Below are 23,792 nucleotides of genomic sequence, written 5' to 3' on the forward strand. Positions count from 1 at the left end.
GGGAGAAAGCTATGCGCATTCTGGTGATTGGTGCGGGAAATGGCGGTGCCGCCGCCGCCGTCGAACTGAGCCTGGCAGGCCATGAGGTCTGTCTTTATGCCCGCTCGGCGTCCACGATCGAGCCGTTCTTGCGCGAGGGAATAGGTTTTGCGGGGGTGCTCGGCGAGGGGCGGTTGCGTCCCTCCGGCCTGACCAGCGACCTTGCCGCGGCGATCGGCGATGTCGAAGCGGCGGTCGTGGCCTTGCCGGTCTACGCGCACAGTGCGGTCGCCCGCGCGCTTGCCGCGGCGGGCTGGGGCGCCACGCGACCCATAATCCTCAATCCCGGCCATACGGGCGGCGTGTTCGAGTTCGAGACCGCCTACCACGCCGTTCGCGGCGAGCTTCCTCCGCTCGCCGAGTTCTCCACGCTCGCTTATGTCGCGCGCAAGCCACGGCCAGATGTCGTCAATATCACCGGTCGAGCAAAGGCGCTGCGCGCAGCCTCGCTGCCGTCGGGCCGCGCTGCGCTCGACTTGGCCTGCGCGCTCTTTCCCGGCGCCTATGACAGCGGCGACATCATCGCCACCGGCCTGAGCAACGTCAACATGATCGTCCATCCCCCCGGTGCCATGCTCGGCGCGTCATGGACGGAAGCGACCGGCGGCGACTTCACCTTCTATGTCCAGGGCATGACGCCGGGTGTCATGCATGTGATGCGCGCGCTCGACGCCGAGCGGATCGCGGTTGCGGCCGCCTTTGGGCACACGCTTCCCACCGTCATCGGCGAGATGCGCGCGCTCGGCACGGTTCCCGCCGATGCCGACCCTGGCGATTACCGCGCGATCGCCTCGGGGGCCGCCAATCGGCTGATCAAGGCGCCCGACACGCTCGATCACCGTTATTATGTCGAGGATTTCGGACACGGGCTCGTTCCCTTCACGGTGATCGCGCGGATTTCCGGTGTGGCGACGCCGGTGGCCGACGCCCTGATCGCGCTGTGCACGATCGCGCGGGGCAGGGGCGAGGTCGCGACACGGGGCGCGGCCGAGATGGGGCTCGTCGGCTGTTCGCGCGATGCGCTTCTCGCCCGCGTCGGAGTTGCCTCAACCTGATACGCCGTGGCATTTGCGGCCGGAAACTGGGCAAGGAAAAGCCGGTCGTTCAGGCCTTGCCGGCATCGAGGTAGGACGTTTTCCACAAGGACTGCCGGCTGGTCGTCCATCGTGATTTGTCTCTTGAGCCAGCGCACGAAAGAAGGCCGGGGCGTTTCCGCTCCGGCCTTCCCGTCTTTTGCACGCACATGTGCGCCCGGCGCGGCAAGCCCTATTCGGCGGCCGGCATCTCGCATTCACCGGCGTAGCTGTCGCCATGTCCGCTCAGCACCTTGCTGTCCGTCTTCAGCGTCATCTTGCCGTCTTCGGTCTTGACCGCCTTCAGCGCGTACCAGTCCTGCACCGGGTGCTGGTTGGGACCGAATTCGAAGGACCCGCGCACCGAGGGAATGTCGGCGCCAAGCAGCGCGGTGCGGAACGCGGCCACGTCGTCGACGCCCGAAGCGCTGCCTTCGAGCCCGGCCGCGATCAAAAGGGCTGCGTCATAGCCCTGGGCGGCGTAATAGGTCGCGGGTCGGTCGCCGTATTTTTCCCGCCAGGCGGCCATGAAGGCCTTGTTGATCGGATTGTCGAAATCGTCGTTCCAGTGGCTGGTCACCTGCAGACCCTCGGCGGCCTCGCCGACGGCGCCGACGATGACGTGGTCGAGCGACGCGGGATGGACGACCATCGGGATTTCCTTGAGCAGGCCCGCCTGCTGGTATTGGCGCATGAAGGCGATGCCGAGCCCGCCGGGTTCGAACTCGTAGACCACGTCCGGCTTGGCGGCCCGGATCTGCGCCATCTCGGCGGCGAAGTCCGTCTGGTCGAGCCCGGTATAGATCTCGCCGACGATCTCGCCCTTATAGAACCGCTTGAAGGCGACCATCGTCTCCTTGCCGGCCTGGTAGTTCGGCGCGATCAGAAACGCTTTCTTGTAACCGAGCGACTGCGCCAGGGCGCCGGCGCTTTCGCCCTGACTGTCGTCCTGCCAGGAACTGACGAAGTAGTTCGGATGGCATTCATCGCCGGCGAAGGTGGAAGAGGCCGTATTCGGGCTGACATAAACGGCGCCGTTGTCCAGGATTTCCGGAACCGCGGCGAAGGCCACATTGGCGAACACGATGCCGGTAAACAGCTTGACGTCGTCGGCAAGCAGCTTTTCGGCAATCTGGCGCGCATTGCCGGGCTTGAGCCCGTCATCTTCGACGACGAGTTCCACCGCTGCGCCGCCGAGCGTGCCGCCATTCGTCTCGATCGCCAGTTCGAAACCGTCGCGGATGTCCTGGCCGAGATAACCCGCCGGGCCGGACAAGGTGGTGATCATACCGATCCGGATCGGATCGGCGGCTTGGGCGCCACCCAGCGCTGCTAGAGTAAATGCCGTCGCAACGGCAAGGGCTTTGAAGGTCATTGATTGCTCCCCACGTGAACACAAGGTCCGCTGCCGTTTCGGGCAGGGCCGTTCGATGCGGCCTCCCGGCGGCTTCGTTCGGAAGGCTTGGCGCAAACGGGGTGGCCGTAAAGGGAAAATTGCTCAGTTGGGTATAACTTGAAAGAATAGTTGATTTTGCCGAATTGCCGATCCGTCAACCCGACTGCAATCCGGCCGTCGTCAGGTCGGCGGCCACGAGACGCAGCGTTTCGATCAGTTCCTTGGCGGCCGGTGACAGACGCGCATTGGCCCGTGTGGTGATGCCGATCGAGCGACTGGTAGCGCCGAGCGACACCGGCAGGATGCTCATGACGCCGGACGCCGTCTCGCGCCGCGCCGCCTGAATGGGCAGGACGCCGAGATAGTCGGCGTTGACCAGCAGGCCGCGATTGGTCAGCAGCGACACCGATTCCACAGCGTGGGCCGGCGGCTCCAGCCCTTCCTGGCGAAAGGCGATGTCGATCTGCCGGCGCAGGCTGGTCTCCTGGGGCGGCAAAATCCAGTCCCATCCGATCAGGTCTGTCAGGGCGAGCTTGTCGCGCTCGGCGAGCGGATGGCCGCGGCGCGCGACCACGCAGGCCATGTCGTCCATCAAGGTTTCCTGGATCACGTCCTGGCGTTCGCGATGCTCCGACAGGCGCCCGACCACCAGATCGAGCTCGCCGCTGCGCAGCGCCGGCACCAGGACGTCGCCGGTTCCTTCCACGATGCGTATCACGATGCGGGGCCGTTCTCGGCGCAGACGCGCGATCGCGCCCGGCAGCAGTTCGGCTGAAGCCGACAGCAGCGTGCCGATGGCGATGCGCCCGCCGGTGCCGTCGCGCAGGTCGGCCAGATGCTCCTCGGCATGCGTGAGCTGGGTGATGATGAAGCGCGCGTGCTCGGCTAGGGTTTCGCCGAAGATCGTAGCCACGACGCCGCGATTGGTGCGGTCGAACAGTTTTGATCCCGTCAGCGCCTCAAGCTCCTGAAGCGCCTTGGTCACGGCCGACTGCGTCATGTTGAGCCGCTTGGCGGCACCGACCAGATTGCCCTCGTCGACGATCGCCACCACCATGCGAAGATGGCGGATCTTGAGACGGCTGGCGAGAAGTTTCATGGCGCGCGGATCCCTGTCGTCGGAATTTGATATTCATAAGAATCATATCATATTCTCTATAATTCAATTGTGCGAATAGCACGAAACTGGAAGTTTTCCCACCGAACGGAACAAACCAGGTGCCCGATGCTGCCTGAACGCGGACCGCATCCGCTTTGGGGGCGCCGACACGCAGAATGGACGATCGACAATGGCCAAGGGCAACGACCGTCGCCGTCGGGCGGAGATCGCCGGCGCGGGAATTGGAGGACTGACCGTCGCCGCTGCGCTTTCGGCGCGCGGATGGGACGTGACGGTTCACGAGCGGGCTCCCGACCTGCGCACCTTCGGGGCGGGCATTTACATCTGGAGCAATGGTCTCAGGGTGCTCAAGGCACTCGGCGCTTACGACGAAGCGACCGCCGATGCCCATGTCGGGCCGCTGTTCGAGACCCGCGACCACGACAACAAGATCATGGAGGAGATCCCGATCAACCGCCCCGGCAATGCGCGGCTGATCACCATCCTGCGCGAAACGCTGACCCGTTCGCTGATCAATGTGTGCCGCGCCGGCGGCGTCGAAATCCGCACCGCGTCGGAGGCGGTCGGGGCCGCGCCGGACGGGACGCTGTTGCTGGCCGACGGCACCCGGCGCCCAGCCGATCTCGTGGTCGGCGCCGACGGCATCAACTCGGCCGTGCGCGATTCGCTCGACCTGTTGATGTATCGCAAGCATCTCGGTTACGGGGCGATCCGCATGCTGATCCCGCGCGCCGACGGCGACGTGGCCTCGGCCGACCGAGACAAATATATCGAGCATTTCTCCGGCAGCCGTCGCATCCTCTACACCCCTGCAAGCGCCACCGAACTCTACGTCGCGCTATGTTGTGCCTCGGATGACGAGGCGGCGATGGCCGTGCCCGCCGACCGGGAGCTTTGGACGGACTCCTTTCCGCATCTGGCCTCCCTCGTCGCGCGGTTCGACGACTCTGGACGCTGGGACGCGTTCGAGGTGGTGAAACTCAAGCGCTGGAGCAAGGGCCGCGCCGCCGTTCTGGGCGACGGTGCCCATGCCATGCCGCCTTATCTCGGCCAGGGCGGCGGCTGCGCGCTGATGAACGGCATCGGTCTGGCCGCCGCCGTCGCCGATGCGCCAGACATTCCCGCCGCGCTCGAGGCCTGGGAGGCGCGCGAACGTCCCCTGACCGAGCACACCCAGGAACAGTCCGAGCGCCAGGGCGACATGAATTACTGGCCGGATGCGCTGCGCTCGCAAGTGCTGACCATTACCGGCCGTTCGCGCGAACTCGCCATGCAGCGCTTGAAGACGGCCTTGCACGTGCCGACTGGCACGGCTGAAGCGATCTGAGCGCGCCGCGCCGCGGAAGCGCGATCGATTGCCACACTGGATCTGCCGGGGAAAACGACATGAAGACCATTGAAATTGGCGCTAATCCGTTCAGCTACGACGACACGGGCGAGGGCGAGGCGCTTCTTCTTCTTTCGGGTTGGTGCCAAGACCACCGCCTGTTCAAGCACCTTGCCCCGGAACTCGCGCGCACCCATCGCGTCATTCGTTTCGACTGGCGCGGCCATGGCGAGGACCGGACCTATGACGGCGACTTCACCATCGACGAGCAGGCCGCCGACGTCGTCGCGTTCGCCGAAAAGCTCGGCCTGGAGCGGGTCGTACCCGTTTCGACGTCGCATGGCGGATGGGCGAATATCGAGTTCGCCGATCGTATGGGCGCCGAACGCGTGCCGCGCAGCGTGGTGATCGACTGGATCATGATCAGCCCGGACGAGTCCTTTTTTGCCATGATCGACGACATCCAGGATCGGCGGAACTGGGAGAGCGGTCGCAAGGATTTTTTCAACCGCTGGATCGGCGACACTGACAATCAGGACATTGTCGACCACGTCAATAACGAGATGGCGGGGTTCGACTACGAGATGTGGGCGCGCTCGGGTCGTGAGATCGCGAAAGCCTATCGCAAATGGGGCAATCCGATGTTGCGGATGAACGCACTGGCGCAGACCCGTCCGATCACGCACATTTTCTCGCAGCCCTTCGAAGCGGACTATCTGCAGGCACAACGCGATTTCGCGGCGAGCCACCCCTGGTTCGTGCCCAACAAGCTTGAGGGCAAGACCCATTTCCCGACTCTCGAGCAACCGCGCGCCGTCGCGGACGCGGTCCGCGCCTTTCTCGCATGACCGGGCAGGCGGCCTCGATCCTGGAGGCGCTGCGGGCGGAAGCCGGTTTTCCGCGCGCGCGCCTCGATGGTGACTACAACGCCCGCGCGAGCGTCTCGCCGGAGCGTTTCGAGCACGAAATGCAGCGCTATCGCGCTCTGTCGGAGCCCGCGCGCGCCATGCCCGGTATGGCGCTCGACCTCGTCTATGACGAAGAGAGCGGCCAAGCGCTTGATATTTTCGGCGCAGCCGTGCCCGGCGAGCGATTGCGGCCGGTCTTCCTGTTCATCCATGGCGGGTACTGGCGGGCGCTGTCCAAGGCGGATTCGGCCTTCATGGCGCCGATGCTGGGACGCCACGGCATCGCCACCGCCGTTCTCGACTACCGGCTGGCGCCGGCCGTGTCGCTGGCCGAGATCGTGCGCGAGGTACGGGCGGCGGTTGCCTTCCTGTGGCGGCGCGGCGCGAATTTCGGCGTCGACCCGCAACGGATATTTGTCGGCGGCAGTTCGGCCGGCGGACATCTGACCGGCGCCGTTCTTGCCGATGGCTGGCAGGAGGGCCTCGCCTTGCCGCCGCAGGTCGTCAAAGGCGCCTTGCCGATCAGCGGCCTGTTTCACCTGGCGCCGATCGCCCGGTCCTTTGTGCAGGAATGGATCCGGCTTTCGCCGCAAGACGTCGTCGCGCTCAGCCCGGCCGAGCATCTGCCGTCCACGGGTTGTCCGATCGCCGTTGCGTTTGCCTCGGACGAACCGGACGGCTTCGGTCGTCAATCGCGCGCCTATCATGCGTTGTGGCAGGCGGCGGGGTTTGCGTCGAGCTTGACGCAGGTGCGGGATCGCAACCATTTCGACGTCGTGCTCGATCTCGCCGACGATGACAGCGTGTTGTCGCATATCCTGCGCAACCTGATCGCCGGGGGGTAGACGCGCTCAGTTCGTCTCGCGCGGGGTGAGTTTTTGCGCGTAGCGGCGCAGGACCGTGCTGAAGGCCGACACGGCCGGCGAAACCGAGCGGCCGCTGGCATGGATTAGCACCACCTCGCGCGCGATGCCGGGATCGACCAGAAGCTTGCCGGCGACCTTGTGGTGGCGGGCGGCTACCAGCGCGTAGGTCGGCAGCACCGAAATCCCGAGCCCGGCCTCCGCCAGCGCCAGCGCCGTCGTGATGTGGGTGACCTCGTAGGCGGGTTTCATCGGCAGTTGCACGGTCTCGAAACCGACCTCGACCAGCAGCCGGATGCCGCTGTCGCGGGTCAGCGTGATCAGGGGATGGCCGCCGAGTTCGTGCCAGCGCACGGTCGTGGCCGCGTAGAACGGGCTCTGATAGCCACAAAACAGCATCAACGTATCGCGCATCAGCGTCACCCGCTCGATGCCGTCCTCGCCGGGCGGAAAGGTCCCGAGGCCGCAATCGGCGCGGCCCGACACCACTGCCTCGACGATCTGTTCGGTGCCGACATCCACCAGTTCCACGGTGATGCCGGGATGGCGTTCGCGGAAGGCGGCGATCGCGTAGGGCAGGACCACGGCCGCCAGCAGCGGCGGTGCGGCGACCCGAATGCGCCCGCGTCGCCGTTCGGCGAGGTCGCGGGTGCGGCTAACGGCAAGCTGCAGGTCCTCCAGCGCCTTGCCGGCTGAACTGCGGAACTCCCGTCCGGCCTCAGTCAGTTCGACACGCCGCGTCGTGCGGTCGAAAAGCCTGACGCCGAGCTCGGCTTCGAGATCCTTGACCGCCTGCGAAAGCGCCGGTTGCGCGACGCTCAGACGACGCGAGGCACGGGAGAAATTACCGGCCTCGGCCACGCCCAGAAAACTCTCGATTTGTCTGACGGTCACTTTCATCGGGTTTATATATACGAAGTTCCGATCAATTAATACGATAAATCAAGATTGCCATATAGATAGCCCGGGTGTTTGCTGATCCCGACAACCGTTCTGGGATGTCGAGGAGAGACGATCTTGAACGCACGCGGCGATATCGGTCAGGCACGGCCGCGCTGGCTCGGCCGGAGCTTGGCGCGGGTCGAGGATCGCCGTCTCGTCACCGGCGCGGGCGCTTATGTCGACGATCACCTGCCCGACGGGTGCCTGCATCTGGAATTCGTCCGCAGTCCCTATCCGCATGGCCGGCTCGGCCCGCTCGCGTTGGAAGAAGCGCGTGCCGCCGAGGGCGTGGTTGCCGTGTTTTCGGCTGCCGATCTCGGCAAACTTGGTCAGAGCGCCGTCAATATCGTCGTCCCTGGCATGAGCCCGCGCCCGCTTCGCCTGCTTGCCGGCGAGGCGGTCGAGGCGGCCGGCCAGGCCGTCGCCGCAGTGGTCGCGACCTCCCGGGCCGCCGCGCGCGACGCCGCAGCGCTGGTTGCCTTCGACGTCGAGCCGCTCGCGATAACGCCGCCGCGTCAGGGCGCCGAGCGGGTCGCCGCCGACTGGACGCTGGGCGATGTCAAGGATGCGTTTTCGCGTGCGGCGCTGGTGGTGGAAGCGACCGTCGAGCATGCGCTCGTCGCGCCGAGCGCGCTCGAACCGCGCGCCGCGCTCGCCGACTGGAACGATGGCGCGCTCACGGCTTGGCTCTCGACCCAGTCGCCCTACCGGGCGCGCGAGGACCTGGCGCGCGTTCTCGGCTTGTCGATGGCGCAGGTGCGGGTGATCGCGCCTGATGTCGGCGGGGCGTTCGGCGGCAAATCCTCGATCTATCCCGAGGATCTGATGGTCGCCTGGGCCGCGCGTAAACTGGCGCGGCCTGTCAAATGGTGCGCCACGCGCGGTGAGGATCTGATCGCGGCCACCCACGGCCGCGGCGCGCGCACAGAAGGCGCGCTGGCGCTCGACGCCGATGGCAGGCTGCTCGGTCTGAAGGCCAGGCTCGCCTTTCCGCTCGGCCACTGGATGCCCTACAGCGCGGCCATTCCCGTTCGCAATGCGGGGCGCATCCTGCCCGGACCCTACAGGCTCGATGCCGTAGCCGTCAGTCTGAAGGCCTCAGACGGCAATCATGCCGGGGTCGGCATCTATCGCGGCGCCGGCCGGCCGGAGGCGGCGATGCTGATGGAGCGGTTGATGGACGAGGCGGCGCGACGCCTGTCGATCGATCCGCTCGAGATCCGTCGCCGCAATCTGATCGGCCCGGCCGATTTCCCCTGGTCGATGCCGGCCGGCGACAAGCTCGATTCCGGCGACTATCCCGCCTTGCTCGAGCGCATGACGCGCCTGTCGGATTATCAGGCCCTTCGCGCGGCATGCGAGAGACGCCGCGCGTCGGGTCAGGTCGTCGGCCTCGGGCTTGCGCTTTATGTTGAGCCGTGCGGACAGGGCTGGGAAAGCGCCAGCGTGTCGCTGTGCCGCGACGGCAAGGTTCAGGTTGCCACCGGCGCCAGCGCCCAGGGGCAGGGGCGCCAGACCGCCTTTTCGCAGATCGTCGCCGATGCGCTCGACCTGGACCCGGCCCGGATCGAGGTGCGCCATGGCGACACCGCCGACCTACCGGGCGGCATCGGTGCGCTCGCCAGCCGCAGCACCGCCATCGGCGGCAGCGCCGTGCTCCGGGCCTGCGAGGGGTTGCGTGCGCAAATCGTCGACGCTGGCGGCGAACGTCTCAACTGTGCCGCCGCCGATGTCGCTCTGTCGTCCGAAGGCTTGTCGGCCGCCGGGTCCAAGGGGGTAGGCTGGCGGGATTTCGCGCACCACGTCGGCGGCGAAGCCGGTGATCCGGCCGAGCCGGTGCTGACCAGCCAGGTGATCTATCATGCCGACAACGAGGCCTGGAGCAGCGGCTGCTGCCTGGCCATGGTCGTCATCGATCCCGAAAGTGGCAGGCTCGAGTTCGAAAAACTGGCCTGGGTCGACGATGCCGGCACCGTCGTCAATCCGCTTTTGGTGCGCGGCCAGCTCGTCGGCGGCATGGCCCAGGGGGTCGGCGAGGCGATGATGGAACGCATCGTCTACGACGAGGACGGTCAGTTGGTCACCGGCTCCTTGATGGACTACGCCGTGCCACGGGCAGCCGACGTGCCGCTTGTCGATATCGACAAGCTGGAGACGCCCTCGCCGGTCAACGCGCTCGGCGCCAAGGGCGTCGGGGAGGCCGGCTGCATCGGCATTCCGGCCGCGATTGCCAACGCGGTCGGCGACGCGCTCGCCGCTCGCGGCGCCGCGCTGCCGCAAATGCCGTTCACCAGCGAAAAACTGTGGTGCGCCCTGCACGAGGCCGAGACGCGCCGTGATCGATCGGAACAAAAATGAAATATTCCAGAAAAGACGCCAAAACCCACGCCAAGACGCATATGACCGGCATCTGGGCTGCCGCGCTGATGCCGTTCACGCCCTCGCTCGCCCTGGACGAGGACGGGTTTCGCGCCAATATCGATCACTGGATCGAGGATCTCGGCATTGACGGCTTTTTCATCGCCGGCAAGCAGGGCGAGTTCTTTTCCATGTCGCTCGACGAACGCAAGCGCTGCTTCGATCTCGCGGTCGAGGCTTGCGCCGGACGGGCCCAGACGATCATGTCGTGTTCGGACCAGAACATGGACGTCGTCATCGACCTCGCCCGCCACGCCCAGAAGGCGGGCGCGGACTACATCGTCGTCCATGCGCCGATCCTGCATTTCTTCAAGCAGCAGGACGAAACGCTGCTCAACTATTACAGCGCCATCGCCGACAAGGTCGATATCGGCATCGCGCTGTGGAGCCACCCCGACAGCGGCTATCTGATGAGCCCGCAGCTTTGCAACCGGCTTGCCGATATTGAGACGGTGGTGGCGATCAAATATTCGGTGCCGCGGCCGATGTATGCCGAGCTGACGCGGCTCGCCGGCGACCGTATCCAGGTTTCCACCGCCTCGGAGGAGGAGTGGCTAGACAATGTGCTGGAACTTGGTTGGCGGCTTTATCTGTGTTCTTCGCCGCCCTACCTGATCCAGACCAAGGTCGACCGGCGCATGCGCGACTATACCGATCTCGCCTTCGCTGGCGAGGCCGAGCAGGCGCGTGCCGTGCGCGACAGTCTCGATCCGGTTCGCAACGCATTGCGCGAAACCCGGCCGGCCGAAAAACCGCATGCCCATCAGAAATATTGGCAGGACCTGCTCGGCCAGGCCGGCGGCGCCGTGCGCCCACCGCTGCTGGAACTGACGCAAGAGGAAAAAGCGGCCACGCGCGCAGCGTTCGAGGCGTGCGGCCTAAGGCTCTAGCAGCTTGCGGGGCCGATGGACAGACGATCAGGCGAAGGAGGATGACATGACGCAAAGACGGCTTTCGGCGTTCAGCTTTTCCAAATGGATAGATGAACACCAGCATTTGCTGAAACCGCCGGTCGGCAATCAGCAGATCTGGGAGGACGCGGACATGATGGTCACCGTCGTTGGCGGTCCCAACAAGCGCACCGACTATCACGACGACCCGGTCGAGGAATTTTTCTATCAGCTCAAGGGCGATATGGTTCTGAAACTGGTCGACAACGGCGATTTCTACGACGTGCCGATCCGCGAGGGCGACATCTTCCTCCTGCCGCCGCATGTGCGCCATTCGCCGCAGCGGCCGCAGGAAGGCTCGATCGGCCTCGTCGTCGAGCCGAAGCGCCAGCCCGACCAGCTCGACGCATTCGAATGGTACTGTTTCGAGTGCCAGGCGCTGGTCAAGCGGGTCGAAGTGTCGCTGAAAAGCATCGTGCGCGACCTGCCGCCGATCTATCAGGCCTTTTACGCCGACGAGAAGGTCCGCACCTGCCCGAATTGCGGCACCGTGCATCCCGGAAAAGTACCACCGGAGGGCTGGGTCACGCTCTGATCCGCGCGATGGCTCTTGCCCAGAGGCCGGCGGTGCGACAGAGGCGCGTCGCCGGACGAATTTTCAATAGCGCTGCAATAACAAATATATCAATGGGAGAGTTCAGCATGAAAATGAAAACCGTGTTGCTCGCCGCTGCGACATCTGCGGTCATGGCCGCGACGGCCTGGGCGCAGGAGCCCGTCAAGGTTGGCATGATCACCACGCTGTCCGGTCCGGCCGGCTATCTCGGTCAGGATATCCGTGACGGGTTCCAACTCGCCATCGACGCCGAAGGCGGCAAGCTCGGCGGCGTGCCGGTGGCGCTGATGGTCGAAGATGACGGGCTGAAGCCCGGTAATGGCCGCCAGATCGCTGACCGTTTTCTCAACAATGAAGGCGTAAAATTGTTCACTGGCATCGTGTTCTCCAACGTCGCCGGCGCCACAGTGCCCGATATCGTCGACGGCGGCGCGATTTACGTCAGCCCTAACGCCGCCCCGTCCAACATGGCCGGCAGGGAATGCCACGAGAATTATTTCGTCGTCTCCTGGCAGAATGACAGCCTGCACGAAAGCGCCGGTCAGAACGCCACCAATCTCGGTTACAAGAGCGCCTTCGTGCTGGCGCCCAATTACCAGGCCGGCAAGGACGCAATCGCCGGCTTCAAGCGTTTCTTCAAGGGTGAGATCGTCGGCGAGGTCTATACCCGCCTCGACCAGACCGATTTCGCCGCCGAGATGGCGCAGATCCGCGACGCGAAGCCGGAAGTCGTGTTTCAGTTCCATCCCGGTGGTCTGGGCATCACCTTCATGCGCCAGTACCAGCAGGCCGGCCTGCTCGATGTCGTGCCGATGGTGGTGGCCGAACCGTCCATGGACGGCGTCATCCTGAACGCGGTCGGCGAGGCCGCGATTGGCATCAACGTGTCGAGCCACTGGAACTCCGACTTCGACAACGAGGCCAACAAGGCTTTTGTTGCCGCCTGGCAAGAGGCTTACGATCGTCCGCTGACCTATTATGCCAGCCAGGGTTATGACGCCGCGCGCGCCATTGCCTCCGCGCTTGAGGCCACGGGCGGTGATTTGGCGGATATCGGCGCGTTCCGCAACGCGCTGCGCAAAGCCGATTTCCAGTCCGTGCGCGGCAAGTTCGCCTTTGGTCCCAACCAGCACCCTGTGCAGGACTGGTACGCGCTCAAGGTCGTTGCCGGCGAGGACGGCAAGCCGATCTTGAAGACCGGCGAGCGTATCCTGGAAGACCACAGCGACGCCTACGCAAGCGATTGCGCGCTGTGATGCGCCGCCGCCTCGCGCGCACGAAGCGTCGCGCGGGGCCTCCTTTCCCCAATCCTTTCGGGTTTCGGCAGCAACGATGACCTTGTTCCTCGAACAGATGCTCAACGGGCTTCAGCTCGGCGTCATGCTCTTCCTGATGGCGGCGGGCTTGACCCTGATCTTCGGCATCATGGGTATCATCAATCTCGCCCATGGATCGATCTACATGGTCGGCGCCTATGCCGGCACGCTCGTCATCGGTGAGACGGGGTCCTTCCTGCTTGGCATCGCCGGCGCTCTGGGCGCGGCCGCCGTCACTGGCGTCGTCATGGAAATGGTGGTCATCCGGCGTCTCTACCGGCGCGATCACCTCGACCAGGTGCTTGCGACCTTCGCCATCATCCTGATCTTGAACCAGCTCGTCACCATTCTGTTCGGCCGCCAGCCTTTGTTCGTGCCGATGCCGCCGCTGCTTGCCGGCTCGGTCGAGCTTGTGCCGGGCCTGGTCTACCCCGTCTACCGGCTTTCCATCATCGTCGTCGGGCTTATGGTCGCCGCGGGGCTCTATCTTTTGATCAACCGTACCCGCATCGGCATGCTGGTACGCGCCGGTTCGACCAATCGCGACATGGTGCGCGCGCTCGGCGTCGACATCCGCATGCTGTATACAGTGGTTTTCGGCCTGGGCGCGCTGCTGGCCGGCCTCGCCGGGCTGATGGCCGGACCGATCCTCGCCGTCCAGGTGGGCATGGGCGAGCAGATCCTGATCACCACATTCGTCGTGGTCGTCATCGGCGGTGTCGGGTCGATCCGCGGCGCCTTTTTCGCCAGCCTGATCATCGGCGTGGTCGACACCATGCTGCGCGCCTATCTGCCGGGCCTGCTGCGCCACGTCATGGTCGGATCCGAGGCCGATGCGCTTGGCGCCGGCATTTCCTCCATGGGGATCTATCTGTTGATGGCACTCGTTCTCCTTGTCAGGCCGAAAGGCCTGTTTGCGGCCGATTCGTGAGCATTCTCATGAACGGTACATCCACTTTTAGGCCCGTGCTCTGTCTGGTTGTGCTGGTCGCGCTCGTTGCGTTGCCGGTGTTCGCCGACGCCACCGGTCAGCCGGCGTTGACCTCGCTGGCGACCCGCATCCTGATCTACGGTATCGCGGCGGCGAGCCTCAACCTGGTGCTCGGTTACGGCGGCATGGTGTCTTTCGGTCACGCCGCCTTTTTCGGCATTGGCGGCTACGTCGTCGGCATTCTTTACCAGCACTACGCTGCCGGCGAGCCGCTGTTGGGCCTCATCCCCGGCAGCAACCAGCTTCTGGTCACGCTGCCGGCCGCGATCCTCGTCAGCGGCGCGTTCGCCGCGCTGATCGGCGCGCTGTCGCTGCGCACCAGCGGCGTGCAGTTCATCATGATCACGCTCGCCTTCGCCCAGATGCTGTTTTTCTTCTTCGTCTCGCTGAAGGCCTATGGCGGCGACGACGGGCTGATCATCCGCCGCGCCAACGAAGTGCCCGGTCTCAACATGCGCGACAAGCAGACCGTCTATTATGTCTGCTTGACGGCGGCCGTAATCTTTTTCGTCCTGTTGTGGCGGGTGGTCAATTCGCGCTTCGGCAATGTGCTGGTCGGGTTGCGCCAGAGCGAGCGGCGCATGGCCGCGATTGGTCTGCCGGTCTATCGCTACCAACTCGCCGCCTTCGTCATTTCCGGCATGGGGGCGGGGCTGGCCGGCGCGCTGATGGCCAATTTCATGCGCTTCGCCAGTCCCGACATGCTGCATTGGACCAAATCCGGCGAACTGATGGTGATGGTCATTCTCGGCGGCGTCGGCACCTTGTTCGGCCCGCTCGCGGGTGCCGCCGTCTTCATCGTTCTGGAAACCGTGCTCGCCGCCTGGACCGAATATTGGCAGCTCGGCGTCGGTGCCATCCTGCTGTTCGTCGTCCTTTACACGCATGGCGGTGTTCAGGCCCTGGCGCTGCGCCTGGTCGGGAGGCGTCCATGACAAATCCCGCGTCCGCTCCCGTCCTCGCCGTTCGCGGCCTCATGAAGCGTTTCGGCGGCCTGGTGGCGACCGACGCCGTCGATCTCGACGTGCGCGCCGGCGAAATCCACGCGCTCATCGGTCCCAACGGCGCCGGCAAGACGACGCTGATCTCTCAGCTTTTCGGCGAGTTGCGGCCCGACGGCGGCACGATCGCGCTCGACGGCACGGTGATCGACGGGCTTTCGACGGCGCAGCGGGTTGCGCGCGGACTCGCGCGCTCGTTCCAGATCACCTGCCTGTTGTCGGACTATTCCGTGCGCGACAATGTCGCGATCGCCGTCCAGGTGCGTCAGGGCCACAGTTTTCGCTTCCTGGCCAATGTGCGCGCCGACCGGTCGTTGCGCGCCGAAGCCGACGCGCTGCTGGCCGATGCCGGGCTTGCCGACCGCGCCGACGAGATCGTGGCCAACCTGTCGCATGGCGAGCGCAAGCAGCTTGAACTCGTCGTCGCGCTTGCCAACCGGCCGCGCCTGTTGCTGCTCGACGAGCCGATGGCTGGCCTCGGCCACGCCGAAAGCCAGCAGATGATCACGATGCTGCGCGGCCTCAAGCAGACCGTCGCCATGCTTCTGGTCGAGCACGACATGGACGCCGTCTTCAAGCTTGCCGACCGCATCTCGGTTCTCGTCTACGGCCGGGTGATCGCCACGGGAAGCGCGGACGAAATCCGTGATCATGCGGAGGTCCGCAAGGCCTATCTCGGCGAGGGAGACGAGGCATGCTGAAAGTCAGCGCTCTACAGGCCGCCTACGGCACCAGCCAGGTCCTGTTCGACGTCGCGCTCGAAATCGCCGACGGCGAGGTGGTCACCCTGCTTGGCCGCAACGGCATGGGCAAGACCACCACCGTGCGTGCGATCATGGGGCTCCTGCCGCCGCTCGCCGGCGAGGTGCTGATCGACGACGTGTCGGTCCTCGGCGCGGCGCCGGAAACCGTTGCCCGGCTCGGCGTCGGGCTGGTGCCTGAGGGCCGGCAGGTCTTTCCCACGCTCAGCGTGCGCGAAAACCTGGTCGCGACCGCGTCCAATCGCTTGCGGCGCGCAGATCCCTGGACGCTGGAGCGGGTCTATACGCTGTTTCCGCGCCTGCGCGAGCGCGCCGGGCAATCCGCCGTCACCCTGTCGGGCGGCGAGCAGCAGATGTTGGTTATCGGCCGCGCGCTGATGACCAATCCGCGTCTTCTCATCCTCGACGAGGCGACCGAAGGGCTGGCGCCGGTCATTCGCGCCGAGATCTGGGCCTGTGTCGAGCGTCTCAAGGCGGAAGGCCAGTCGATTCTGTTGATCGACAAGAACGTCCATGTGCTCAAACGCCTGGCCGACCGGCATTTCGTGCTCGAAAAGGGGCGTACCGTGTGGGCGGGCGATGGCGCCGATATCGAGCGCGACACAGAACGGGTGCAGTCCTATGTCGGCATCTAGGCGCGCATCGCGGCGCGGCCTGCGCGTCGCCATCGTCGGCTGGGGCGCGATCGCCAGGCGCCTCGCGGCGCTGCTGGCCGAGCGAGGCAGGCGCGAGATCGTCTTCGTGGCGGTCGCGGTCCGCGACACGGCGGCATCGCGCCCGGATCTGCCGGCCTCGGCGCGGCTGATCGCCGAGCCGGGGGCGCTCGAAGGGCTGGACATCGATCTGGTCGTCGAGGCGGCCGGTCGGGCGAGCGTCGAGCCCTGGGGCGAGGCCGCGCTGTCGGCGGGGCACGATTTCGTCGTCTCCTCCACCTCCGCCTTTTGCGACGACGCCCTGCTCGCCCGCCTGGTCGCGAGTGCCGAGCGGACCGGCGCGCAGATTGTCGTGCCGCCGGGCGCTATGGCCGGCATCGACGCGCTCGCTGCCGCGGCGACGCTCTCCCTCGACGCGGTCGAGCATACCATCGTCAAGCCGCCTGCGGCTTGGCGCGGGACGGAGGCCGAAACGCTTGCTGATCTGGACGGCCTCGACAGCGCGACGATCTTCTTTTCCGGCACGGCGCGCGAGGCGGCCGACCGTTTTCCGCAAAACGCCAATGTCGCGGTGATTTCGGCGCTGGCCGGCATCGGTCTGGAGCGCACGCGTGTTTCCTTGTGCGCCGATCCGGCCGCCTCGCGCAACGCACATCGCATCGCGGCCGAGGGCGCGTTCGGACGGCTGGATATGTCGATTGAGAACGCACCGTTGGCGACCAACCCGAAATCCTCTGAAATGACGGCGCTCAGCCTGGTGCGGCTTCTGGAAAATCACGTCCGCGCGTTGGTACGCTAGCGCCTGGGAGGAGGCCGGCCGCCGGGCGCGCTTGGATCGTTGCGCCAGGCGGGGGGATGCCAGGCTGGGCAAAATGACGATGGAGCACAGATGATGCGGCTGGAAACGGAAATTAACGGCACGCCCGTCGCGGCCGAGGTCGAGTCGCGAACATTGCTGGTTGAATTTCTGCGCGACCAATGCCGGCTGACCGGCACGCATGTCGGCTGCGACACCAGCCAGTGCGGCGCCTGTGTCGTTCATCTCGACGGCGTCGCGGTCAAATCCTGCGCGCTGCTCGCGATCCAGTGTCAGGGTCGCAAGGTCACCACGATCGAGGGGCTGGCCGAGGGCGAGACGCTGCATCCCATGCAGCAGGCCTTCCACGAACATCACGCGCTCCAATGCGGGTTCTGTACGCCCGGCATGATCATGTCGGCGCTCGATATGGTGGCGCGCCACGAGGGCGATCTCGACGAACGCACGGTGCGCGAGGAGCTTGAGGGCAATATCTGCCGCTGCACCGGCTACGAGAACATCGTCAAGGCGATCCTGGATGCGGCGGAGATGATGCGGCCATGAACAAGTTCGACTATGCGTGCCCCACATCGCTGGCTGAGACGCTCGGCCTGCTGCGCGACGGCGACGAGCCGATGCTGCTTGCCGGCGGGCAGACGCTGGTGCCGACCATGAAGCAGGGGCTGGCCGCGCCGGACCTGCTGATCGATCTCAATGCCGTGTCGGAGCTGATGGACCTGGCCGTGGTCGACGGTGAAGTCCGTGTCGGCGCGATGTGCCGGCACGCCGCCGTCGCGGCGTCGCCGGTCGTGCGCGAAAAGATTCCGGGGCTCGCTGATCTCGCCGCCATGATCGGCGATGCCCAGGTGCGCAATCGGGGCACGATCGGCGGTTCCGTCGCCAACAATGATCCCGCCGCCGACTATCCGGCGGCTCTGCTCGCACTCGGCGCGACGATCAGGACCGACCGCCGCGATATCAGCGCGGACGCGTTTTTCGTCGACCTGTTCGAAACCGCGCTCGAGCCGGGCGAGTTCATCCGTGAGGTGGGTTTTCCGGCCTGTTCGAGCTGTGCTTACCTGAAGTTCCGCCAGCCGGCGTCGCGCTTCGCCATCGTCGGCGTGTTCGTCGCGCGCCACCGGCACGGCGTGCGGGTCGCGGTCACCGGCGCGGGCGCAGCCGGTGTCTTCCGTTGGACCGAGGCCGAGGCCGCATTGGACGGGAATTTCGCCCGCCGGACCCTTTCCGGTCTAGCGCTCGAGCCGGATCAGATGCTGAGCGACATCCACGCGGGCGGCGCCTATCGCGCCCATCTCGTGCGGGTCTTGACCGAGCGCCTGGTCGAAACGCTCGGTGCGGACGGCGCCAGGAGCGGAAAAAAGTGAAAGGAGAATGGGATGATTGAAATCGGCGGCACTGTTGGCGCTCCCCATGGCGGGTTTGCCTTCGCGCGCGGCAACTTCTCCCATGGCGACCAGCTCGGTCAGTACATCTCCATTGTCAGCCGGCGCGTGGCCCGCGTCGAGGTGCGGCCGGCGAAAGCAGACCGCTTTGCCTATCAAACCTCCGAAATCCGCCTCGGCCCGCTGCGCATTTCACGCATCCAGTCCGATCCGGTCGAACTGAACCGCTCGGTCAACTGCATCGAGGCCGACAACCAGGCACAATACATCATCGGCTTCAACCTGTCGGGCAAGACCGACGTCGACCACGATCATCGTCGCGCGGCGATCGACGCCGGAAGCCTGTTCCTGCTCGACAAGGCTATGCCCTACCAGGCGGTGTTTCCCGAACCCGCCGATCGCGTCTTGATAACGGTTCCGCGGCGGTTGCTGGAAAGCAGGCTGATCGACCCGACCCGCTACCTGCCGGTCACGCCGGACACCGAACGCGGGATCGGTCGCCTGGCGCGCGACCACCTGCAATTCCTCATCCGTGAGGGCCACCTGCTGGGCAGCGCCAACCAGATGCATGCCATCGAGATCTGGCTCGACCTGATCGCGCTCGCCTTCAAGTCCGGAGACGGCAGGTATGATGAGGATCTGGAACGAAATGATGGCGGTGGCGGACACATGCTATTGTCGCGGGTCAAGGCGCATCTGCATTGCGCGTTGGACGACCCCGACCTGACGCCGGCCAAGATCGCCGACTCCTTCGGCCTGTCGAAGCGCTACCTCCATAAGCTTTTTTCCAACAGCGGCACGACGTTCGGCGCCTGGGTTCGCGAGGAGCGTCTGTTGCGGGCCCGCTCGCTGCTGGTCGATCCGCGTTATGCCCATCTCACCGTGACCGAGATCGCCATGCGGCAGGGCTTTAATGACATCCCGCATTTCAGCCGCCAGTTCCGCGCCCGGTTCGGCATGGCGCCGCGTGAGGCGCGCGCGACCACTGCGCCGCAACTTGTGTGACGAGACCGTTGGGCGCAAGGCCGGTTGCGCGGCGTCCGGGTCTGGTATGACGTCGCGACGATGATCGACGGGCTCGCCGTCGCAGTCTTTTTTCGTTTGGTTGCGGTATTCGGATGCGGGCCCCGTCTTCAAGCCTTCAGCGTCTATCCGGCACGAATTCGTGCACGACACCGAGCGCATGTTCGGCCGGCACGTGGAAGCGATCGTCGCCGTCGACGACCGGAAAGCCGGCATCGCCGATCAGTGCGCGCGCCGAGGCCAGATCGGCTACGGTAAAGGTCGCGGCCACGATCGACGGGGCCGGCGACAAAAGCGTGCCGGGCAGGCGCTTTCCGGCGTCCTGCGGGCTGGTGAAACGCAAAGTCGTGACCAGTGGCAGGCGGATGCCGGGCAGGCCGTTGATTTCGTCGAGTGGCTGTCCGGTCAGCACGGCGTAGCGCTCGGCGGTCGCCTTTGGGTCTTCGGCCACGAGCAGCAGGCTCGACAGGCTTGTGGCGCCGTTTTCGTGCGTGAGATAGCGCGGCTGGTGCACATATTCCGGATTGCGGTGCCGCGCGGCCTGGATCAGGCCCTCCGGGGTCGTGGCGCGATCGAAATGCACGCAGTCGAATTTCGCCGTGCGCGTTCCCTCCGGCGTCCCGATGTCGCGTTGCAGGGCGATCACGCCCGAATTGGCGGCCTTTGCGGCCGCCAGGCGCGTGGCGACCGTGTCGGCGTCCTTGCAGCCGAAGCAGATGATATGGGCGCCTTCGAACCGGTCGATGAAACGATCCCAGCCCCAGTCGAGCGCGCCCGGGTTCACGATGCCCAGCACCTCGATATAGTTGTTCGGAAATACCGCGCAGCGATTTCCCGTCGCCATCGGCTGAACCGGCTCGTCCGGATTGCTCGATCCCGAATGCACCGAAAGCGGCGTCAGTTGAAAGCCGAGGCGTTCATAGAGCGCGCACGCGGCCTCCATGTCGCGCACGGCGATCCCCAAATGGTTCACTGAATCGATATCGCCCTTCATCGCGGTCTCCTGCGCTTGGATCATCATTGCTCCAGCATCGCCCGGGCTGAAGATGTCGGCTTGCGCGACAGCGCAGCCCCGCTTGTCGCCGCGCGCAAACGGCTTGTCCCGCGTCCGCGCGCAAGCACCAATGCGCTCTCGCGCAAGCCGCCTGATCGATTTTGGCCCTAGCTTCCCGCTCCGCGAAGAGGGAAACGCCCATGCACCAGCCGACCGAAACCGTGTTTGCCGACACTCCCCTCGGGCGCATCGCCGGCCTGCGCCGCCATGCGGTTTGCCGTTTCCGTGGCGTGCCTTATGCCGAGGCGCCGGTCGGCGCTCTGCGGTTTTGTCCGCCACGCCGCAAAACGCCGTGGACCGGGACGTTCGAAGCCTACGAGCCGGGCGTGATCGCCCCGCAGCTCGCCTCCCGGCTGCTCGGCGTGATGGGCGATTTCACACGTCGACAGAGCGAGGACTGCCTGCATCTCGACATCGCCACACCGGGGCTTGATGATGCGCGTCGGCCGGTCGTGGTCTGGCTTCATGGCGGCGGTTTTTCCAGCGGCTCGGGCGGGCTTGACTGGTACGATGGCAGTCTGCTTGCCGGCGAGGGCGACGTGGTCGTGGTCGGTGTCAACTACCGCCTGGGCGCGCTTGGTTATCTCTATGCCCCGGGCATCAGCGAGGGCAATCTGGGCCTGCTCGACCAGGCGCTCGCGCTCTGCGTCGTGCGCGATATCGCCGCTAGCGTCGGCGGCGATCCCGACAACATGATCCTGATGGGCCAGTCGGCTGGTGGAAATTCGATCGCTGCGCTGTTTGCCGGCGGCCACCCGACAAAAAACGTGCGGCGGGTGATCATACAAAGTGCGGCGTTTGGCATGCGTCCGCAGGATCGCGACTATGCGCGCGCGCTCGGCGCCGAGTTCGTCCGGGAATTGGGCGGTGATCCCCACAGGCCGGATGAGGTCCGCGCCTGGCTTGCGGGACGACCCCTTGATGCCGTCCTCGACGCGCAGGCCGCGATTGCACGCCGGCATGCCCGTTTCGGCGACACGGCCCCCCCGTTCCAGCTCGTTCAGGCGAGCGCTGGCCTTCCCGACACGGTCGCCTTCGACCGCGCGGCGGCCGACGCCATGACCGGCGTCGATGTGCTGATCGGCTTTACGTCGGATGAGGCGGACGCTTTCTTCGCGCTCGACCCGCGCGGCGAGAGCCTCGATATGGCCGCAGCCGGTGAGCTCGTCACCGCGTTTTACGGCCAGCACCGTTTGGAGGCGTTTCACCGCATGGCGCGCGATGGCGAACGCTCGCCCGTCGCCTTGCTCAGCGCCGTCGCCTCGCGGGATGTGTTCGTCGAGCCGACCGTCGCCTTTGCCGAGCGGCGCGCTGCGGATGGAGGCGAAGCCTATGTCTATGAATTCGCCTGGCATCCGGCCGGCAGCTCACTTGGCGCCTGCCATTGTCTGGAACTGCCGTTCGTGTTCGGCCCGACGCAAGCCTGGCGCGACGCGCCGATGCTTGCCGGCGCTGATCCGGTCGAGCTTGCCGAGCTGTCGGCAACCATACGCGCGGCCTGGCTGAACTTCGTGCGGATTGGAAACCCGGCTGCCGCCGGCTTGCCCGCCTGGCAGGCCTTTGGCGTCGGGCGCAGGCCGGCGATGCGGCTCGATCGGCGCTCCACCGTGAGTGACCTGGCGGGTGGTTCGTGCTGACCGCGGAGCCGACGCGCGTGGATCGGCCGGCGCGGCCGATCTGGATCCGCAATGCCATGCTGGTCGATCCCGCGGTCGGGAACGGCGAACCGGCAAGGGCCGACATCCTGGTTCGCGACGGCAAGATCGCCGCGATCGGCCCGGCCGCGACCGCGTTCCGGGTGCCGGACGACGCTGAGATTTTCGATGCGTCGGCGCTGATCGCCATACCGGGCCTCGTCAACGCCCATTATCATTCCCACGACGCGCTGCTGAAGGGTGCCTTCAACGTCATGTCCTTGGAGCGCTGGGCGGTGCGCGCTTTGCCGCGTTATTTTCCGCCGCGCTCAGATCGCGAATTGCGGCTGCGCACGTTGATTGGGGCTGCCGAGTGCTTGCGTGGCGGCATCACCACTGTGCAGGACATGCTGAGCCTGTGGCCGCTGACCAGCCGCCAGGCCGCGATCGTGCGCGACACCTATCGCGAGACGGGCTTGCGGGTCGTGCTCGGGCTGCAATTGGCCGATACCGGCCCGCTCGACACGATCCCCTTTTTGCGCGACATCCTGCCGGCCGAGCTTGCTGCCATCGTTGCCGGGCCGCCGCCACCGCCCGACATGCCGGCTCCGCTCGCCGAACTCGAGCGCATCCTGGCCGATCTGCCCGCGCAATCTGGCGATCGCGTCACCTGGGCGGTTTGTCCGTCGAGTCCGGAGCGCTGCTCTCGCGGGCTGCTCCTCCGCCTGCTGGACATCGCCCGCGCTTATGCGGTGCGGCTTTTTTCGCATGTCGCGATCTCGCGCGTCGAGGCGGTCGGCGCGCACACGATTTTCAAGGACCATGGCGGCTCGCCGATCCGTTATCTCGACAGTCTCGGCGCGCTCGGGCCCGACCTGACGCTCGCCCATGGCGTCTGGCTTGACGACGACGACGCCCGCCTGTTGGCCGGCAGCGGCACCCGGCTGGTGATGAATCCGATCAGCAATCTGAAGACCCGCAACGGCATAGCGCCGTATCGCCTTTATGCAAACAAAGGCGTTCGGCCGGGCCTGGGCTGCGACAATTGCTCGTGCTCCGATGCCCAGAACATGTTCCAGGCTATGAAGTTGTCGGTGCTTCTGGCCGGCATTGCCGGGCGCTCCGACGATGTGCCGGGCGCCCGCGATTGCTTGCGCGCGGCTACCGCCGACGGCGCGCGGGCGCTCGGACTGGAAAACACCGGTCGCCTCGGCGTCGGCTTCAGCGCCGACATCACATTTCTTGACCGCGATGACCCGGTCTATCGCCCGCTCAACGACGCCACGCGTCAGATCGTCTACGGCGAAGCCGGGCGCGGCGTCAGCGCCGTCATGGTCGACGGGCGTTTCGTCGTCCGCGACCGAAAACTGCTCACCATCGACGAGGATGCGCTCGCCGACGAGCTTGCCGAACTGATGCCGGCCGTGCTGCGCGACGCCGAGGCCGTGCGTGCGCGGGCGGAACGGCTCGACCCCTATCTGGCGGAAGCCGAAGCGCGAAGCTGGGCGGTCGATATCGGCATGACGCGCATGGCGTGCGAGTGACCGCACCGTGGATAGGAAGACGCG

Annotated in this window: 22 protein-coding genes; 18 read left to right on the forward strand and 4 right to left on the reverse strand. The window is 65.9% G+C overall.

The features are described 5' to 3' along the window. Positions 1–11: 11 nt before the first annotated feature. Complete coding sequence (locus EP380_RS06015) at positions 12–1,094, forward strand: NAD/NADP octopine/nopaline dehydrogenase family protein (RefSeq protein ID WP_127597361.1); 1,083 nt, start codon at positions 12–14, stop codon at positions 1,092–1,094. Positions 1,095–1,305: 211 nt separating this feature from the next. On the opposite strand, the gene EP380_RS06020 is transcribed toward EP380_RS06015, so the two are convergent. Together EP380_RS06020 and EP380_RS06025 are read right to left on the reverse strand one after the other, a co-directional pair. Further along, a complete protein-coding gene (locus EP380_RS06020; protein WP_106569753.1) occupies positions 1,306–2,487 on the reverse strand; it encodes an ABC transporter substrate-binding protein in 1,182 nt (393 codons plus the stop codon). Between the two features lie 175 nt (positions 2,488–2,662). Then, the gene (locus EP380_RS06025) at positions 2,663–3,607 is read right to left on the reverse strand and encodes a LysR family transcriptional regulator (RefSeq protein ID WP_127597363.1); all 945 of its coding nucleotides are present in this window, start codon (positions 3,605–3,607) and stop codon (positions 2,663–2,665) included. Positions 3,608–3,797: 190 nt separating this feature from the next. Here EP380_RS06025 and EP380_RS06030 point away from each other — a divergent pair, with 190 nt between their 5' ends. Genes EP380_RS06030 through EP380_RS06040 form a run of 3 tightly spaced genes read left to right on the forward strand, consistent with a single transcriptional unit; the run spans position 3,798 to position 6,708 of the window. After that, positions 3,798–4,955, forward strand: coding sequence for an FAD-dependent oxidoreductase (locus EP380_RS06030; RefSeq protein ID WP_127597365.1), 1,158 nt, complete (start codon positions 3,798–3,800; stop codon positions 4,953–4,955). A gap of 59 nt (positions 4,956–5,014) precedes the next feature. Then, positions 5,015–5,803: an alpha/beta fold hydrolase gene (locus EP380_RS06035; protein ID WP_106569750.1), complete on the forward strand. Its 789-nt coding sequence runs from the start codon at positions 5,015–5,017 to the stop codon at positions 5,801–5,803. After that, entirely contained in the window at positions 5,800–6,708 is a 909-nt protein-coding gene (locus EP380_RS06040; RefSeq protein ID WP_127597368.1) for an alpha/beta hydrolase, read from the forward strand. The genes EP380_RS06035 and EP380_RS06040 overlap by 4 nt, the downstream gene beginning before the upstream one ends. A gap of 6 nt (positions 6,709–6,714) precedes the next feature. Here EP380_RS06040 and EP380_RS06045 read toward each other — a convergent pair whose 3' ends face one another. Further along, entirely contained in the window at positions 6,715–7,626 is a 912-nt protein-coding gene (locus EP380_RS06045) for a LysR family transcriptional regulator (RefSeq protein ID WP_106569748.1), read from the reverse strand. Between the two features lie 117 nt (positions 7,627–7,743). Here EP380_RS06045 and EP380_RS06050 point away from each other — a divergent pair, with 117 nt between their 5' ends. The 12 genes from EP380_RS06050 (at position 7,744) to EP380_RS06105 (ending at position 19,518) form a co-directional block, all read left to right on the forward strand. Next, on the forward strand, positions 7,744–10,026 hold the full coding sequence (locus tag EP380_RS06050; protein WP_238719747.1) for a xanthine dehydrogenase family protein molybdopterin-binding subunit: 2,283 nt from the start codon (positions 7,744–7,746) through the stop codon (positions 10,024–10,026). Further along, on the forward strand, positions 10,023–10,976 hold the full coding sequence (locus EP380_RS06055) for a dihydrodipicolinate synthase family protein (RefSeq protein ID WP_127597370.1): 954 nt from the start codon (positions 10,023–10,025) through the stop codon (positions 10,974–10,976). Before EP380_RS06050 ends, EP380_RS06055 begins: the two co-directional genes overlap by 4 nt. Positions 10,977–11,022: 46 nt before the next feature. Continuing rightward, complete coding sequence (locus tag EP380_RS06060) at positions 11,023–11,571, forward strand: 3-hydroxyanthranilate 3,4-dioxygenase (RefSeq protein ID WP_106569746.1); 549 nt, start codon at positions 11,023–11,025, stop codon at positions 11,569–11,571. A 107-nt stretch (positions 11,572–11,678) separates the two neighbouring features. Further along, positions 11,679–12,848 carry an ABC transporter substrate-binding protein gene (locus EP380_RS06065; RefSeq protein WP_127597372.1) on the forward strand — a complete coding sequence of 390 codons (1,170 nt, stop codon included), beginning with the start codon at positions 11,679–11,681 and terminating at the stop codon, positions 12,846–12,848. 76 nt (positions 12,849–12,924) lie between these two features. Continuing rightward, complete coding sequence (locus EP380_RS06070; RefSeq protein WP_127597374.1) at positions 12,925–13,839, forward strand: branched-chain amino acid ABC transporter permease; 915 nt, start codon at positions 12,925–12,927, stop codon at positions 13,837–13,839. An 8-nt stretch (positions 13,840–13,847) separates the two neighbouring features. Continuing rightward, positions 13,848–14,834, forward strand: coding sequence for a branched-chain amino acid ABC transporter permease (locus tag EP380_RS06075; protein WP_127597376.1), 987 nt, complete (start codon positions 13,848–13,850; stop codon positions 14,832–14,834). Next, entirely contained in the window at positions 14,831–15,601 is a 771-nt protein-coding gene (locus EP380_RS06080) for an ABC transporter ATP-binding protein (RefSeq protein ID WP_127597378.1), read from the forward strand. Before EP380_RS06075 ends, EP380_RS06080 begins: the two co-directional genes overlap by 4 nt. After that, positions 15,595–16,296, forward strand: coding sequence for an ABC transporter ATP-binding protein (locus EP380_RS06085; RefSeq protein WP_127597380.1), 702 nt, complete (start codon positions 15,595–15,597; stop codon positions 16,294–16,296). The genes EP380_RS06080 and EP380_RS06085 overlap by 7 nt, the downstream gene beginning before the upstream one ends. Continuing rightward, positions 16,283–17,113 carry an aspartate dehydrogenase gene (locus tag EP380_RS06090; RefSeq protein WP_106569740.1) on the forward strand — a complete coding sequence of 277 codons (831 nt, stop codon included), beginning with the start codon at positions 16,283–16,285 and terminating at the stop codon, positions 17,111–17,113. Before EP380_RS06085 ends, EP380_RS06090 begins: the two co-directional genes overlap by 14 nt. Positions 17,114–17,203: 90 nt before the next feature. Then, positions 17,204–17,674 carry a (2Fe-2S)-binding protein gene (locus EP380_RS06095; RefSeq protein ID WP_127597381.1) on the forward strand — a complete coding sequence of 157 codons (471 nt, stop codon included), beginning with the start codon at positions 17,204–17,206 and terminating at the stop codon, positions 17,672–17,674. Beyond that, on the forward strand, positions 17,671–18,495 hold the full coding sequence (locus EP380_RS06100; protein ID WP_127597383.1) for an FAD binding domain-containing protein: 825 nt from the start codon (positions 17,671–17,673) through the stop codon (positions 18,493–18,495). The genes EP380_RS06095 and EP380_RS06100 overlap by 4 nt, the downstream gene beginning before the upstream one ends. Before the next feature lie 12 nt (positions 18,496–18,507). Then, a complete protein-coding gene (locus tag EP380_RS06105; protein WP_106569737.1) occupies positions 18,508–19,518 on the forward strand; it encodes a helix-turn-helix domain-containing protein in 1,011 nt (336 codons plus the stop codon). A 136-nt stretch (positions 19,519–19,654) separates the two neighbouring features. Here EP380_RS06105 and EP380_RS06110 read toward each other — a convergent pair whose 3' ends face one another. Continuing rightward, positions 19,655–20,530 (reverse strand): VOC family protein, encoded by an 876-nt coding sequence (locus EP380_RS06110; protein WP_164749772.1) that lies wholly within the window; start codon positions 20,528–20,530, stop codon positions 19,655–19,657. Positions 20,531–20,730: 200 nt separating this feature from the next. Here EP380_RS06110 and EP380_RS06115 point away from each other — a divergent pair, with 200 nt between their 5' ends. Next, positions 20,731–22,227 carry a carboxylesterase family protein gene (locus tag EP380_RS06115; protein WP_127597387.1) on the forward strand — a complete coding sequence of 499 codons (1,497 nt, stop codon included), beginning with the start codon at positions 20,731–20,733 and terminating at the stop codon, positions 22,225–22,227. A 17-nt stretch (positions 22,228–22,244) separates the two neighbouring features. After that, positions 22,245–23,768, forward strand: a complete 1,524-nt coding sequence (locus tag EP380_RS06120; RefSeq protein WP_127597389.1) for an amidohydrolase family protein — start codon at positions 22,245–22,247, stop codon at positions 23,766–23,768. The last annotated feature ends 24 nt before the right edge of the window (positions 23,769–23,792 follow it).

The organism is Nitratireductor alexandrii, from assembly GCF_004000215.1.
Lineage (GTDB): Bacteria > Pseudomonadota > Alphaproteobacteria > Rhizobiales > Rhizobiaceae > Mangrovimarina > Mangrovimarina alexandrii.

Coding starts and splice junctions, on each gene's coding strand:
- EP380_RS06105 (WP_106569737.1), top strand. CDS start 18,508: ATGATTGAAATCGGCGGCACTGTTGGCGCTCCCCATGGCGGGTTTGCC.
- EP380_RS06015 (WP_127597361.1), top strand. CDS start 12: ATGCGCATTCTGGTGATTGGTGCGGGAAATGGCGGTGCCGCCGCCGCC.
- EP380_RS06075 (WP_127597376.1), top strand. CDS start 13,848: ATGAACGGTACATCCACTTTTAGGCCCGTGCTCTGTCTGGTTGTGCTG.
- EP380_RS06025 (WP_127597363.1), bottom strand. CDS start 3,607: ATGAAACTTCTCGCCAGCCGTCTCAAGATCCGCCATCTTCGCATGGTG.
- EP380_RS06055 (WP_127597370.1), top strand. CDS start 10,023: ATGAAATATTCCAGAAAAGACGCCAAAACCCACGCCAAGACGCATATG.
- EP380_RS06045 (WP_106569748.1), bottom strand. CDS start 7,626: ATGAAAGTGACCGTCAGACAAATCGAGAGTTTTCTGGGCGTGGCCGAG.
- EP380_RS06070 (WP_127597374.1), top strand. CDS start 12,925: ATGACCTTGTTCCTCGAACAGATGCTCAACGGGCTTCAGCTCGGCGTC.
- EP380_RS06030 (WP_127597365.1), top strand. CDS start 3,798: ATGGCCAAGGGCAACGACCGTCGCCGTCGGGCGGAGATCGCCGGCGCG.
- EP380_RS06040 (WP_127597368.1), top strand. CDS start 5,800: ATGACCGGGCAGGCGGCCTCGATCCTGGAGGCGCTGCGGGCGGAAGCC.
- EP380_RS06110 (WP_164749772.1), bottom strand. CDS start 20,530: ATGAAGGGCGATATCGATTCAGTGAACCATTTGGGGATCGCCGTGCGC.
- EP380_RS06100 (WP_127597383.1), top strand. CDS start 17,671: ATGAACAAGTTCGACTATGCGTGCCCCACATCGCTGGCTGAGACGCTC.
- EP380_RS06085 (WP_127597380.1), top strand. CDS start 15,595: ATGCTGAAAGTCAGCGCTCTACAGGCCGCCTACGGCACCAGCCAGGTC.
- EP380_RS06095 (WP_127597381.1), top strand. CDS start 17,204: ATGATGCGGCTGGAAACGGAAATTAACGGCACGCCCGTCGCGGCCGAG.
- EP380_RS06090 (WP_106569740.1), top strand. CDS start 16,283: ATGTCGGCATCTAGGCGCGCATCGCGGCGCGGCCTGCGCGTCGCCATC.
- EP380_RS06115 (WP_127597387.1), top strand. CDS start 20,731: ATGCACCAGCCGACCGAAACCGTGTTTGCCGACACTCCCCTCGGGCGC.
- EP380_RS06060 (WP_106569746.1), top strand. CDS start 11,023: ATGACGCAAAGACGGCTTTCGGCGTTCAGCTTTTCCAAATGGATAGAT.
- EP380_RS06035 (WP_106569750.1), top strand. CDS start 5,015: ATGAAGACCATTGAAATTGGCGCTAATCCGTTCAGCTACGACGACACG.
- EP380_RS06065 (WP_127597372.1), top strand. CDS start 11,679: ATGAAAATGAAAACCGTGTTGCTCGCCGCTGCGACATCTGCGGTCATG.
- EP380_RS06020 (WP_106569753.1), bottom strand. CDS start 2,487: ATGACCTTCAAAGCCCTTGCCGTTGCGACGGCATTTACTCTAGCAGCG.
- EP380_RS06080 (WP_127597378.1), top strand. CDS start 14,831: ATGACAAATCCCGCGTCCGCTCCCGTCCTCGCCGTTCGCGGCCTCATG.